Here is a 13,927-nt window from a genome sequence, read left to right on the forward strand (position 1 = left end):
CCTTACAAATCTAGTTTAGCTTATCTATAACTGTAATATACTCGCAGTTCCCCTAAAAAGGCTCCGGGTGTTTCCTCTGTGGCTAATGGTCGCACGACTCGCTCAAATAGCTGACTCATTACCCTACATCCAACTCGCTGTCGGGCTGCACTAATTGATAAGCTATTCGGTACTTTCCAATACTGCCCCAGTTTTGTCCACTGTCTACTCAAACCATTGACCAGGTTTTTGAGTACAGTTCCCATTGAATCTGACGACCATAAACTCATCGCAATTATTAAACACACCACTAGTTGCGATGGCAGTTTACGCTTACGCTCCTCAACACTATCTGTATTGCCAAGAGTTTGAGCTATCGCATCAGGAGAGGTAACCGTTTCTATCGCTTTCAAGACGACGGCTGATTCAATGACTGGACAGATGAAGGAAAATTCTTTGAGCTGCATTGGCTCCAACGGCTTTTCAGGGGGAACACTCAGTTTACCCGATTTCAGGCTTAAACAAGAAGTATTGCAGGGCTGGCAGGTGGAATACAACATACCTGTTCTCAACTGGGGTGATGTCGATGCCTTCGTCCGTTCCCCGAATGGCAATTGTTTTACTATCGATACCAAAAGTCATGGCAAAACGGTATTTTTTAATGGCACTAGATTAATGCAGCGTTACGGACAGCGAGTTTTCAGCTTCCAGAACAAAGACTTGCTCAAAGCAGTAAGAGAACAAGCTGCTGAAATTCAGAAAATCAAAGGTATTAGATATGTTATTCCTATGATTTGCTTTACGAATGCGGAGCTTGATATTGGGACTGTAGATAACTTGATTGAAGGAGTATATGTTGTAAAGCACGAATCTTTGATAATGGGACTTTAAAACTTTCTAAGCCCAAATATAGCCGAACTTAGCTCTGTGAGAGGCAAATACATCAACATGCTCATTAAGCCAGCGGACCAAACGAAACTCGACTGCGGTGCGGAATGCCTCCAATGCTTCGGCAAAGGTTTGTAAGGGTTTGGTTGCCCAACGTCTGCGGAATCCGCCGGTCAACTGATGCCAAAGGATGAAGGTGTAAGCGATGAACACTAAAACCCAATGACGCTTCATACTCAGAGCATCCCGAACTTGATACTCACTCAAACCCAACCAGCCCTTGGCTTCTCGATAGAAGACCTCCACCCAGTTGCGAGCAGAATATGTTTGAGCTACCCAAGCCGCACTGACTTGGTTGTCAGAGGCATTGGTGAGAAAGTAATCCACCTCCGTCGCTTGCTCGAAACTAGAGGCATTGAGTTGAATCGCCAGCCAGCGAGTGCCTTCGAGCTTCGGAACGTGAACTGGTAACAGCGCCACCCAAACTGTCCGGGGCTGCTCCAGATTGAGTTGCACAGGTGTGAACTGCTCCACTGCCAAGGTTTGAGCAATAGCTTCTAATCCCTGCTTACGAGCAGACTCATCACCTGATGTTTGAGCAGTAACTTGGCGGTTTTTGGCGATTGCTGCCACGTAAGTTAGGTTTCTCGACTCCAACTGCTTGAGAAAAGGCGTGTTATTACCGTAGCCTGCATCAATTACAGTCACACCCGGTCGATAACCGCGCTTCAAGCATTGGTCAACCAAGTCTAGAGCCAGGTCAGGTTTTTTCTGGAAGTTGGGGTCTGCCTTGCCTTGCTCGAATAAACTTGCGTGTTGATAGAGTGCAACATCTAACGGCAGACGTCGCACTCCATCATACAAGTAGGTAGTCAGCAGCACAATACCATTGTCAGTCTTGCCAATCTCCCCAATGTACTGCCGTCCTACCCCATCAGTAGCCGCACCACTTTTGCGATGTCCCGAATCATCTACAATCAATGTGAAACCTTGACTCGGGGTCGTCTGGCGACACTGGTGCATCACCTCCAACCGCCGATTATTTAGCTTGACTTCATCCCAAGGGGCATTGTTGAGAAAATGTCTGAGGCTGTTGTAGGAGCCATCTACTGTATTTGTGACCAGTTGGCTCAGGTTTTTGCGCTGACTCTCACCCAGCAGTCCCCCTAGATAAACACGAAATTCCTGCCGCTGCTTCTGACGCGAAAATACATCATCAAACCGACGACACCAGTTCTCAAAGCACTGCGGCATCGCTGCTGGTACTTGATCTTTCACCTTACGTTGCTCCTGTCGAGACTGACGTAAAACGCAACTCCTACCCGCATTCTAGCTCAATTTGCTCCATCTTTCTTACAAAGTCCCATTAAGACTTCTGGGATGGTTAGATAGGCGATGAATCGTTAGGGTATTGTATAGAACTTCTGCTCGCTCACAAATCCAAAAACTCGTCAACATTCTAGCAGAGGATGTATTGCCCCCTTCTTTAGGTTTTAACTAAAGTGGAAGCCTCTAAAACAATTCTTGCTTCTCTCTGGCAGCAGTTTCTTTAGAGCCTGAAACAGGTCAAGATCAGTGACGAACACACCGCCTCCTTGGGATGCAAATTCTAGCTCTCACATAAGTGCTGAAGTTAATGTTCTAATTGTCAGCGATAATGTGACGTTTTTAGATTCACTAACCCAAACGCTCCACATCCGACTTCCAACACTAAGCATCACTACCTGCATCTGTGCTGGGGCTGCTATTCGCCAATTTAGCGCTATCAGCAACGATGCGATCGTTGTTGAGTTTAGACTACTGACAACAGACGGGGAACAATTGCTGGCAATGCTAAGAGCTACACAGCCGCCAATTCCACTGGTTGTCGTCTGTAAAATTGAAGAGTATCGGCGAGCTGTCGCCGTATTAGGACAAGAAGCTTATGACATCATTCCACAACCAATTAGTTGGGAATATTTTGCCAAAAGCTTGAGGAGCGCTATTTACAATCGTCAAATCAATCGCTTCAAAGCAAAAACCTACAACGAAGAACAATCCTGGTTAACCAACCAGCATCTGCTCCAAGGTCTGAAGGTGTTGTTGGTCGATGACGATGCTGATGGCAGATACACAGAGGAAACAATGCTGCTTTCTTTTGGTGCAGAGGTTCTTGCGCTCTGCTCGGTACAAGCAGCTTTAATACAACTCGAACAGTTTCAACCGGATATCTTAGTCAGCGATATTAGAATGCCACTGCAAGATGGTTACAGTTTAATCCGCCAGCTCAGACGACGTTCCGCTTCATCGGGCGGCGAGATTCCGGCGCTCGCCCTGACAGCTTATGCCAATGAGGAGGAACGCACCACAGCTCTGCAAGCAGGGTTTGATTTGCAATTAGCTAAACCCATCGAACTGCTTGTTCTGGGGCTGGCTGTTGCACTTCTAGCTGGACGGATTGGAGAATTCTAAAACTACCCGTCATTCTAATGGTGACATTATTTAACTATGACAGAGGCGTAAAATCAAAACTTATGCATTAGATGGATGCTAAACCAAGGAGTCGCCCCTCTGACTCAGCTACAAAACGGTGCATGAAACTTTCCTGCTCGCACAGCTCCTCAGTAAAGGAGTGCTTGTCACCTTCTTGAGAGAAAAATTAGGCTGGAGAAGCATACATGCTTCTCAACCGCCTGATGACACCCGAAGACAAAGGAAAGCGTAACAGATTAGGATAATTTGTAGTATGCGTTTAATAACAAACAACTTAATGAAAATTAATCACAAAAAACTCGGGTTTACAAGCGACTTTATTCTCAATAAACAAGTCTTTCAGAACAGATGCACTTCAATGCAATACAAATCATCCTAAATTGTTACGCTTCCCCCTACAAGAGCGTAACAAAAGAACATGCTTTACACTACATTGAAGCATGTTCTTTGTAAATGACTGCCTTATTGAGAATTCAAAGCATTAAAAATTACAATTTTTCACTGTCTATTCTCATTAAACTTTAAGCTTTAAAGGCTATACTACAAAACATACTAATTTGTTGCGTTCCCCTAGTTTGTTACACTTCTTCAACCTATTTTTGCGACACAACCCTGACTCTTCTCCAGCGGAGGAGGATGGCGTTTGAGAACTTCTGGAGATGCTGTTGTCATGTTGAAGTATCTCCATTCTCCGGTAACATACTTAGCTTTGCCGATCCCAGCATCTGCAGTCCTTTCACGATTGGATGGAAAGGTATTTGACCAGTAATCCGCTCCAGCCAAAGCAAGGTAACGTGCAAAACCTCGATCATCAGCTTGATTGGGGTTGTCTACAATTAATCTTGCTCTGAAAGTGACAAAGATGCCTGCTATATCTTCTGGATCTATTTTCGCCCTGCTTCGGGGCCAAAAATGGAAATTAAATCCATTACCCGCCTTCACTGAAATAGTTCCTTGTGGCTCTTTACGCACGTTTGCAGGAACATTGGCATTGTCTGTGAAATCTTCCCTAAATGCTGCTCCCTCGGGAATAGCGTCTTGTAACGTCAGCCATTGATTATTGCTTCTTCTCAGCAAGTAGGTACGGAGCGCACTAATCTCGACGCGGGTATTTGTTGCTGGATTACCTCCAGCAGCTTCGTTGACAATACCCCAGCCAGTTATTGCTTGCAATTCTCCAGGATTGTTACCTGAAGCAATTCTCGGACCTTGCGACCAGTCATATGAATCTGGCACTCCTTGCAGCCTACTTTCGTGCTGACCTTGCATATCGCTGATAATTAGCTCTGCCGAGTTCCCATTGAGATTAGCTGAATTTGCTTGCGATAGTACCTGATGTAAGCCATTTTTTTCTAAAACATTAACTTTACTGACTATGGCATTTGCTTGTATGATTTGAGGCGCTAATATTAGGATTGCTAACAGAAACCCAAATATTGTTAGGAATATAAAGCGACGAATAAATGAACAACTTCTCAACATAGAATGAGACTGACAGAATTTTAGATTTGATGTTTCAGGTTTAATAGACAGCCCAAAGCTATGAACTATAGAGCAGCGTAGAGCTAAGATACTAGACAGCTACAGATACGTTTAGTGTTGAAATTACTTTAAGCTTTCAGTATGTTCTTTTAAATATCGAGAGTTGTCGATAGAAATAAGTTCAGGTGTTTAATGTTGCTCGGTTTCCTCGAATACCGAAATTAGCTTTTTACCCTTGACACAATCTATTTGAGGGTAGTGATATGGAAGTAGTGGTGAGTTGTAATCCTTGCCCCTTCAGCATTCTGTATAATATTAGCTAGTACAAATAATCCTCACTACTCGCCCATCCTTGACAAGTTAAGAAGATGGGGAAAAAGTCAAGCGAGGTCGGGGAAATGGCGACAAGTCAAGCAAAGCTTCCTTTTTACGATTTTTGACTACTCTCAAATCCTGATTTTTGGGTGCAGCAAAATAGCTCACAGGCTCGGTTGCTTACCCTTGTCGTAAGCAACGCCAAAGTAGTACATTTCTCGGTCCAGCATCTCCAAGGAAATGGAGTCAAAGGGAACTCCTACTTCATCTACAACTGCATCTCCCAGATCTACCAACACTGCATAGAACAGCCAGGGGAAGCGTAACAAAATAGTATGATAATGTTACATTGAAGTACATTCTTACTGGAAGACTGGTTTATTAAGAACTATAACGCTTGCTATCTTTAGTTTTCGTCGCTTAATTCTTATTAAGCTTTCTATTCCAAAACACGTACTACGAATCATACTAATTTGTTACGCTCCCATCAGACATTGAGCCGTCTTCATCAGGAAATGTGGGTCTGAAACCCCGTCATACGCGCGAAGCGCAGGACGGCTTTATACTTAACAAGCAACAACCAACCCGTTTGAACGACGGATTAAACTGACTTTGCTTGCTGCTATCTGTCCAAGCCGTTTCCAGCTTGCATCGCTAACAGATATTTGTCTTTCGGTGTCGCCTGAGACAAAGCCAATACATGAAGGGAATTAACCAAGTCACCCTTTCTTAAACCATGACGGGTTGTAGAGCCACCATATTTGCGTCTAATACCGCCACAAGACGGAACCATCAAATGTAGTTGACGGCGAGAATAGGGTGGACGACGAATCACAAAAAATGATGCAGGTGTGATGGATATAGAGCCAAACCAGTCAGCCCCGTCCACATCTAATCTGTGGTATTTGCGATATTCGACAAAGTGAGATGCCGCAATCGCAACGCCATCAACTGCATGAGTGTTAAATTCAGGTTTAGATTTGTCAGTCTTGTTTTAGTTAGCCCAAGGTAGTTTCGTACCTGCGCTGTTTGGTAGCCTTCGACTTTAACAACAGGAGCAAATGATGAGAGTTGTTCGAGCATCCATACTTGACCTACCATCACTGGCGAGAAACCCTTGCCCGACTTTGCTCCCTTGCGTCCCGATGTTTTGTCTACATCCGCTCGAACGTATTCGTAACGAATCTCCGTGACTGGATAGATTTTGCACAATTCGGAAACAATTCTCAGTTCTAACTGGCGGTTGGCACGAATCGACGGGGCTAACTTGCCTTGACGACGATTCGCAAACCGCTTTTGTCGATGGGCGCGTTTAGAAAACTCAACCCTGCGATTGATTCTCCGTCCTCTGCGTCCACGTCGCATTAATCGCCGATTGTCCATCCTTTCTCGTACCGTTTTGAACGGTAGAATTAGGTGGGCTGTATACAAAGTAAATTTGGCAGACACAGCCCCAATTCCCGAATAATTTTTACCTGGGTCAATCCCGATAACAATATCCTGGGTATTGCGTCCCGATGGCTCAATAGTCAGTTGGACGTAGAATTGCCCATTGTCCGACCAGCGTTTAATTGCTTTGCCGGATTCTATCCACTTTCTAGCTCTGGCGCTAGTTGTGGGCATTAGAGGTTGGTGGTTTGAATCGACAACTGGTACTCGTAACATTGTTTGGTATAACCCAATTACTTGTTTTAGAGCTGATTTATAAAGTAAAATCAAGCAGCTAGTCGTCTCAGCATCAGCCGTACCATAGCAGCGTAGACCATAGATTCACTTATTTCCGGTAGGAGTTCATAATCCTTACTTAGTCGTCGATAGCGTCCTAGCCAGCCAAAAGTTCGTTCAACTACCCATCTTCTGGGCAAAACTTCAAACCCATCTGTAATCCGCTTAACTATTTCTACTTCTGCACCGCAGACTACCATTACAGCTTGTGCAAAATTCTCTCCACTGTAGCCACTATCTGCCCAAATTAGCTCTAAAGACTTAGAGTTATAGCACTCTTCTAGCAATGCCACTATTGCTCCTAATGGGACTTTAAAACTTTCTAAGCCCAAATATAGCCGAACTTAGCTCTGTGAGAGGCAAATACATCAACATGCTCATTAAGCCAGCGGACCAAACGAAACTCGACTGCGGTGCGGAATGCCTCCAATGCTTCGGCAAAAGTTTGTAAGGGTTTGGTTGCCCAACGTCTGCGGAATCCGCCGGTCAACTGATGCCAAAGGATGAAGGTGTAAGCGATGAACACTAAAACCCAATGACGCTTCATACTCAGAGCATCCCGAACTTGATACTCCTCAAACCCAACCAGCCCTTGGCTTCGATAGAAGACCTCCACCCAGTTGCGAGCAGAATATGTTTGAGCTACCCAAGCCGCACTGACTTGGTTGTCAGAGGCATTGGTGAAAGTAATCCACCTCCGTCGCTTGCTCGAAACTAGAGGCATTGAGTTGAATCGCCAGCCAGCGAGTGCCTTCGAGCTTCGGAACGTGAACTGGTAACAGCGCCACCCAAACTGTCCGGGGCTGCTCCAGATTGAGTTGCACAGGTGTGAACTGCTCCACTGCCAAGGTTTGAGCAATAGCTTCTAATCCCTGCTTACGAGCAGACTCATCACCTGATGTTTGAGCAGTAACTTGGCGGTTTTGGCGATTGCTGCCACGTAAGTTAGGTTTCTCGACTCCAACTGCTTGAGAAAAGGCGTGTTATTACCGTAGCCTGCATCAATTACAGTCACACCCGGTCGATAACCGCGCTTCAAGCATTGGTCAACCAAGTCTAGAGCCAGGTCAGGTTTTTCTGGAAGTTGGGGTCTGCCTTGCCTTGCTCGAATAAACTTGCGTGTTGATAGAGTGCAACATCTAACGGCAGATGTCGCACTCCATCATACAAGTAGGTAGTCAGCAGCACAATACCATTGTCAGTCTTGCCAATCTCCCCAATGTACTGCCGTCCTACCCCATCAGTAGCCGCACCACTTTTGCGATGTCCCGAATCATCTACAATCAATGTGAAACCTTGACTCGGGGTCGTCTGGCGACACTGGTGCATCACCTCCAACCGCCGATTATTTAGCTTGACTTCATCCCAAGGGCATTGTTGAGAAAATGTCTGAGGCTGTTGTAGGAGCCATCTACTGTATTTGTGACCAGTTGGCTCAGGTTTTGCGCTGACTCTCACCCAGCAGTCCCCTAGATAAACACGAAATTCCTGCCGCTGCTTCTGACGCGAAAATACATCATCAAACCGACGACACCAGTTCTCAAAGCACTGCGGCATCGCTGCTGGTACTTGATCTTTCACCTTACGTTGCTCCTGTCGAGACTGACGTAAAACGCAACTCCTACCCGCATTCTAGCTCAATTTGCTCCATCTTTCTTACAAAGTCCCACTAGAGTCGGATCTGCTTTTGATATTGCAGCGGACTCATTGAGGTCACTTGCTTAAAATGATGGTGGAAAGAGGAAGGCGACATGCTAGCCTGCTCAGCGAGATCAGCAACGCGCAGTGGTTTAGCAAAATCTACCTTGATGCTTTGAATGACTGCTGCGATCCGCTGCATGTTGCTCCCCGATGTCGCAATCTGGCGAACGGCTTCACTTTGTTCGCCGATCAACAAGCGGTAGTAGATTTCGCGAATTATCATTGGAGCCAGAATTGGAATATCTTGAGGAGTATCTAATAGCTGGATCAATCGCAGGGCACAATCGAGCAATAATAGATTGGCGGTGCTGACGAAAAACCTCGGACTGAAGTTTCTTTCTTATCCGTGATCGCAGTCGTTTGAATCGCAATCAGTTCACGGAGTTCGTGCGGGTCAAGATCCAGCTTGAATCCTAAGTAGGGGCGCTCAGGAGTCGCTTCGATAATAAATCCGCTAATCGGTTGATCGACTGAAACAACCAGATATTGCGCCTCACCATACCGATAGATTTCCTCACCTAGCGCCGCGCCTTTTTACCCTGAACTACGATCGCCAGCATTGGGGTGCTGACTCCATGCAGCCTCGTACTCGTCGAAGACTCACGCGTGAATCCTAGCGGCGCGATACTCGTTTGATGAAAACCGTCACCATTGGTATGGCGGTTAATCAGGGCGGCTAGTTCTCGACATCGATCAACGATGAGTCTGTCTGTCATAGTCTCTGGAGCTTATCTTCTTTCGCAGATTATAGAACATTCTTATCCAGCCCCAAGATCACAATCTGGAGGATTAGGCAATAAACTGCGAGGTCTGTGTATTGAAGAACCCAATCTGCAACCCTACGATGAATACATTCAAACAACACAGCAGAAAGATAAATAATGACCAAAATTGCATTGGTAACGGGATCGAGTCGAGGACTGGGCAAAGTACCGCTTTGCATCTGGCGAAAAAGGGGTTGCTGTCATCGTTACTTACCATCGCAATGCTGAGGAAGCGAAAACGTCGTTGCAGAGATTGAACAGCTTGGAGCTAAAGCGGTGGCGCTGCAACTCGATACGGCTGACATTAAGACGTTTGATAGTTTCGCTGCACAAGTTCAGCAGTCACTCAAAGATCAATGGCAAGCCGATCGTTTTGATCTTTTGGTAAATAACGCTGGAACGGGTGTTCACTCATCTTTTGCCGAAACGACTGAGGAAGATTTTGATCGTTTGATGAACATTGGTTCTGTTGCAAAAATCGCTGCCTCAGTAGTAAAATATTCTCTAGAGAGTTAATGCTACCCAGATGAACCCCAAGCACCCGTTTAAGTGGCGGCACTACCAAGCCGAAATCATCCTGCTGTGCGTCCGGTGGTATCTTCGGTATCCATTATTGTACCGCAACTTGGAGGAGATGATGACCGAGAGGGGCTAAGCGTTGACCATACGACTATATATAGATGGGTGCAGCACTACGCCCCAGAACTAGAAAAACGTTGTCGCCCACATCTAGAGCGAACCAATGATTCTTGGCGAGTGAATGAAACCTATATTAAGGTGAAAGGTAAGTGGAAATATTTGTACCGAGCTGTTGATTCTGCTGGCAATACTATTGACTTTATGCTGAGTGCTAAAAGAGACAAACGAGCAGCAAAACGGTTCTTTTGCAAAGCACTGAAGACAGTTCATCCTCCAGCGCCACGAGTCATCAACGTAGATCGAAATGCTGCTTATCCCCAGCCATCGATGAGTTAAAATCCGAGGAAACTCTAGATAGAATGTGCGAGATCGGGCAAAACAAATACTTAAATAATCTAGTAGAACAAGACCATAGATTTATTCAAAAGCTAGTGAATCTTGGTCTGGGCTTCAAATCATTTCATACTGCTAGAAGAATAGTTGTTGGATACGAAACTATGAATATGATCCGCAAGGGACAAATTCAACCAGTGAAAAAAGGTAATATTTTAGGGCAAGTAGAATTCGTGTCTCAAATTTTTGGAGTTGCTGCATAAAGTCCAATTACTTTACCGGAAAACTCTGTTCTCAAAATCTTTTGCAACACAACCGAAAATGCTACACAAAAGCGCAATCCAACATTGGTAAGGGGAAGAATTTACATATGATGAGTTCTGGTTTTCCGCCCCGCCAAAGCGATCTTAGCCGAAAGCTAGATACTGATGGAGAGCCAGGGCAACTAGAGCCAGATTTAGCTTATCTGCTCATAAATGCATTATCTGCATATATCTCGTACGTTGACGCGCAACAACGGTATCGCTTTGTGAATCAACACGATCAGGATGTTGTCTGGAGAGTCCTGTTAGTTCTGCATGATAGAAGTCAAGCACTTGTCTATCAGTATGCTTAGTCAAGAAAGTCCAATTACTTTTGGCTCCATCTGCTACACCCACTTTAACTGCTATACGCGTATACATATAACTATGCTTGTCCTATAATGCCAATGAGTCTCATTAGTTATTGATATTGAGATAGATCATCTAGTTGCAGCTTTGCCAAACTGCAGACATCTTGAGGAATACGTACGGAGGTAGCGTGCAAAACAAGCTGAAAATCTGGAGTGGTGTGGGAACTTACGTTCTGGCAAATGTAGGAGCGATCGCGCTTTCAAATACGGATGTTGCTAAAGCTGATACATTTCTTTCGGCTTTTAAAGAGTCTAGCGTTTTGATTAGCCAAAGCAGTCAAGATAATCCTAGAGAAGCCTGTAAGGCAGTTCCCGTCAGCGGCGGTGGTGAAGGCGGTGGGGAAAGTACTCCGACTACACCTACGCAAGGTGGTGAAGGTGGTGAAGGTGGTGAAGGTGGTGAGGGTAGCACCGGCTCGTCAAGTGGCAGCACAATTTATAAGCCTCAGTCCAGCCAGCCTTCAGTAGGTAGCAATAATATAGCGTTAGCAAAATTTAACAATCGTCAACTCCTAAAAGATTTTACCGATGGGCTGGTCGTTCCAACCTATCAAACGTTGGCAGAAAAGTCAAAACAACTGTCTGCAGCAGTAAACGCCTTTGTTAGCAAACCCAATCGAGCGACTCTACAGGCTGCCCGACAAGCTTGGCTAGCAGCACGCATACCCTGGGAGGGAAGTGAGGCATTTGCGTTTGGACCTGCGGCATCCCTTGGTTACGATGCCAATTTAGACGATTGGCCCGTCAACGAAGCAGATCTAAGTGCAGTTCTTAACAGTCAAAACCCGTTGACAGTTGATTATGTGAGTCAACTGCAAACCAACCAGAAAGGGTTTCATACAATTGAGTTCTTACTGTTTGGGCTTAACAACGACAAGCAACTACAGCAATTTACGCAGCGCGAACTCCAGTATCTACAGGCAGCGACAACTGTATTCGATCGAACGGCTAACCAGTTGCTAACGAGTTGGACAAAAGGGGTAAACGGCAATCTACCATACCGAGATGCGTTTGTCAATGCAGGCAGTGACAGTACAGCTTATCCGACCGTGCAAGCAGCATCTGAGGAAATTGTCCAGGGAATCTTAGGCATTTTGGACGAGGTGGGGAACGTGAAAATTGGTACGGCTTTTGAGCAGCAGAATCCATTTCTGCTAGAAAGCCGCTTTAGCAACAGTTCATTAAGCGATTTTCAAGCTAACCTCCGCAGTGCTGAATTTGCTTATCTCGGGCAGGCACCGGATACCAAAACCAGAGGTAAGAGCCTGAGTGAGATTGTGGCTGCGGTCGATCCGGTTTTGGATAGCAAAATTCGACAGCAGATGCAAAAGGCATCTACTGCACTTGCAGCCGTGCCAGGACCGATTGAAGATACCCTATGCAGCTCCAAGGCTAAACCAAAAATCCAGGCAGCGCGGGAAGCAATCTTGACGCTTCACTCAACTATTGAAAAACAGGTCTTACCACTGGTACAGAATTAGTCATGAAACTATTGCGATCGCGGTCGGGGTTGAAAAGAAGCTGTCAGTTTGTGTTTATAGGGTTGGTAGCAGCGATCGCTGGTGCCATTTTATCTCTCTCTTTTCATTATCCCGCCTCATCTCAAATGCAAATTGCCCGCTCCGGAGGAGACACAACTATTCGCAACCGGACATCTCATGGCTACGAGCAACCCGCACCTAATTTAAGTGAGAAAATGCTAGCGCTGCATATCGAAGGCGATCGCGCCTTCGATGCAGCTTTTGTTACTCCACCGGCAAAGGTAAATCCAGGATTAGGTCCATTATTCAATAACACCTCCTGTACGGGCTGTCATATTAAAGACGGTCGAGGAATGCCGGAAAAGGGACAGCTTTTGGTACGAGTTAGTAATCCGCGCCAGAACGGTAAGGAGTTGCCAAGCGAACAGGGTGATGCTCCAGTGCTGGAGCAAAATTATCATCCTGAAGCGGCTGTTAGTCTGGGCAATGCTCCGCCAGTACCAGGAATTGGAACTCAGATTCAAGAGCAAGGGGTTTACGGTCACGCTCCAGAAGCCCAAGTCGAGATTCAGTGGCAGGACCAACTTGGGAGGTACGCTGATGGCACGCCTTACAAGTTGCGCTCTCCGCTTGCCAAGATTACCCGCACGAACAATCGAGTCTTACCGCCTGAAGTTAAAACATCCCTACGGATTCCCTCACCCGTTTTTGGTTTAGGGCTGTTAGAAGCCATACCAGAGAAAACTATCCTCGCTCTAGCCGATCCTGACGATCGCGATGGAGATGGTATATCGGGTCGCCCGAACTATGTGTGGGATGTTGTCAAACAAGTAGAAGTACTGGGTCGCTTTGGCTGGAAAGCCAATAACCCCGATCTATTGCAGCAGACAGCCTCAGCTTACGTGAATGATATGGGGGTTACTAGTCCCATGTTTCCCGAACCCGATGGCTCCAGCGAAATCGATCGGGAAACCCTTAAGGCAGCAACGTTTTACGTGCAAACCTTGGCGGTTCCCGCTCGCACAATGCTAAACAATCCTCAAGTTCAAAAGGGAGAGAAGTTATTTGCTTCAGCCAACTGCGTCGCTTGTCATGTGTCTACACTACGTACTGGAAGCCATGAAGTTGCAGCATTGAGCAACCAGACTATTTATCCCTACACTGACTTGATGCTTCACGATATGGGAGCAGGACTAGCCGATGGTAGACCCGATTTTCGTGCCACTGGAACCGAATGGCGAACCTCGCCGCTGTGGGGAATTGGCTTAACTCAGACGGTACTTCCTTATTCTGGCTATTTACATGACGGTCGTGCGCGTACTCTCGAAGAAGCCATTCTCTGGCATGCAGGCGAAGCGAAAGATGCAAAGGAAAAGTTTACGAAGATGTCAAAGGACGATCGCACTGCTCTAATTCAGTTTCTTCGGTCGCTTTGATACTAACTCTTCCTGCAATGAATGCTGCGTATTATTTTG

Annotated in this window: 13 protein-coding genes and 5 pseudogenes; 7 read left to right on the forward strand and 11 right to left on the reverse strand. The window is 45.9% G+C overall.

Annotated features, from left to right (window positions below; translation table 11 throughout):
• Positions 1–20 precede the first annotated feature (20 nt).
• Positions 21–446, reverse strand: a complete 426-nt coding sequence (locus N4J56_RS34285) for a transposase domain-containing protein (RefSeq protein ID WP_410500712.1) — start codon at positions 444–446, stop codon at positions 21–23.
• On the opposite strand from N4J56_RS34285, the gene N4J56_RS34290 reads away from it, so the two are divergent.
• Entirely contained in the window at positions 436–870 is a 435-nt protein-coding gene (locus N4J56_RS34290; RefSeq protein ID WP_317111190.1) for an NERD domain-containing protein, read from the forward strand. The two genes, N4J56_RS34285 and N4J56_RS34290, sit on opposite strands and share 11 nt — an antisense overlap.
• A 6-nt stretch (positions 871–876) precedes the next feature.
• On the opposite strand, the gene N4J56_RS34295 is transcribed toward N4J56_RS34290, so the two are convergent.
• The gene (locus N4J56_RS34295; protein WP_317104593.1) at positions 877–2,145 is read right to left on the reverse strand and encodes an IS701 family transposase; all 1,269 of its coding nucleotides are present in this window, start codon (positions 2,143–2,145) and stop codon (positions 877–879) included.
• Between the two features lie 297 nt (positions 2,146–2,442).
• Between N4J56_RS34295 and N4J56_RS34300 the strand changes: the two genes are divergently transcribed.
• Entirely contained in the window at positions 2,443–3,318 is an 876-nt protein-coding gene (locus N4J56_RS34300) for a response regulator (protein ID WP_317111192.1), read from the forward strand.
• Positions 3,319–3,927: 609 nt separating this feature from the next.
• Here N4J56_RS34300 and N4J56_RS34305 read toward each other — a convergent pair.
• The 9 genes and pseudogenes from N4J56_RS34305 to N4J56_RS41540 all read right to left on the reverse strand — a co-directional run.
• Positions 3,928–4,821 carry a hypothetical protein gene (locus tag N4J56_RS34305; RefSeq protein WP_317111194.1) on the reverse strand — a complete coding sequence of 298 codons (894 nt, stop codon included), beginning with the start codon at positions 4,819–4,821 and terminating at the stop codon, positions 3,928–3,930.
• A 360-nt stretch (positions 4,822–5,181) separates the two neighbouring features.
• Positions 5,182–5,450, reverse strand: a pseudogene (locus N4J56_RS34310) (IS4 family transposase); the annotation flags it as partial.
• A 252-nt stretch (positions 5,451–5,702) separates the two neighbouring features.
• Positions 5,703–6,801 (reverse strand): annotated as a pseudogene (locus tag N4J56_RS34320) (RRXRR domain-containing protein).
• A gap of 50 nt (positions 6,802–6,851) precedes the next feature.
• On the reverse strand, positions 6,852–7,157 hold the full coding sequence (locus tag N4J56_RS34325; RefSeq protein ID WP_410500733.1) for a transposase: 306 nt from the start codon (positions 7,155–7,157) through the stop codon (positions 6,852–6,854).
• Between the two features lie 26 nt (positions 7,158–7,183).
• Positions 7,184–7,585, reverse strand: a complete 402-nt coding sequence (locus tag N4J56_RS34330) for a hypothetical protein (RefSeq protein WP_317111200.1) — start codon at positions 7,583–7,585, stop codon at positions 7,184–7,186.
• Complete coding sequence (locus tag N4J56_RS34335; protein ID WP_317111201.1) at positions 7,530–7,703, reverse strand: hypothetical protein; 174 nt, start codon at positions 7,701–7,703, stop codon at positions 7,530–7,532. The genes N4J56_RS34330 and N4J56_RS34335 overlap by 56 nt, the downstream gene beginning before the upstream one ends.
• Before the next feature lie 23 nt (positions 7,704–7,726).
• Entirely contained in the window at positions 7,727–7,915 is a 189-nt protein-coding gene (locus N4J56_RS34340) for a transposase (protein ID WP_317111203.1), read from the reverse strand.
• A 2-nt stretch (positions 7,916–7,917) separates the two neighbouring features.
• Positions 7,918–8,442 (reverse strand): transposase, encoded by a 525-nt coding sequence (locus tag N4J56_RS34345; protein ID WP_317111205.1) that lies wholly within the window; start codon positions 8,440–8,442, stop codon positions 7,918–7,920.
• 91 nt (positions 8,443–8,533) lie between these two features.
• Positions 8,534–9,278: pseudogene (locus N4J56_RS41540) on the reverse strand (AraC family transcriptional regulator N-terminal domain-containing protein); the annotation flags it as partial.
• 294 nt (positions 9,279–9,572) lie between these two features.
• On the opposite strand from N4J56_RS41540, the pseudogene N4J56_RS34360 reads away from it, so the two are divergent.
• The 5 genes and pseudogenes from N4J56_RS34360 to N4J56_RS34380 form a co-directional block, all read left to right on the forward strand.
• Positions 9,573–9,842, forward strand: a pseudogene (locus N4J56_RS34360) (SDR family NAD(P)-dependent oxidoreductase); the annotation flags it as partial.
• A gap of 10 nt (positions 9,843–9,852) precedes the next feature.
• Positions 9,853–10,561, forward strand: a pseudogene (locus N4J56_RS34365) (IS6 family transposase).
• Positions 10,562–10,668: 107 nt separating this feature from the next.
• Positions 10,669–10,914, forward strand: a complete 246-nt coding sequence (locus tag N4J56_RS34370) for a hypothetical protein (RefSeq protein WP_317111312.1) — start codon at positions 10,669–10,671, stop codon at positions 10,912–10,914.
• Positions 10,915–11,075: 161 nt separating this feature from the next.
• Positions 11,076–12,452: an imelysin family protein gene (locus N4J56_RS34375; RefSeq protein ID WP_317111211.1), complete on the forward strand. Its 1,377-nt coding sequence runs from the start codon at positions 11,076–11,078 to the stop codon at positions 12,450–12,452.
• A gap of 2 nt (positions 12,453–12,454) precedes the next feature.
• Entirely contained in the window at positions 12,455–13,888 is a 1,434-nt protein-coding gene (locus N4J56_RS34380; RefSeq protein ID WP_317111212.1) for a di-heme oxidoredictase family protein, read from the forward strand.
• Positions 13,889–13,927 lie beyond the last annotated feature (39 nt).

It is taken from the genome of Chroococcidiopsis sp. SAG 2025 (assembly GCF_032860985.1).
GTDB lineage: Bacteria > Cyanobacteriota > Cyanobacteriia > Cyanobacteriales > Chroococcidiopsidaceae > Chroococcidiopsis.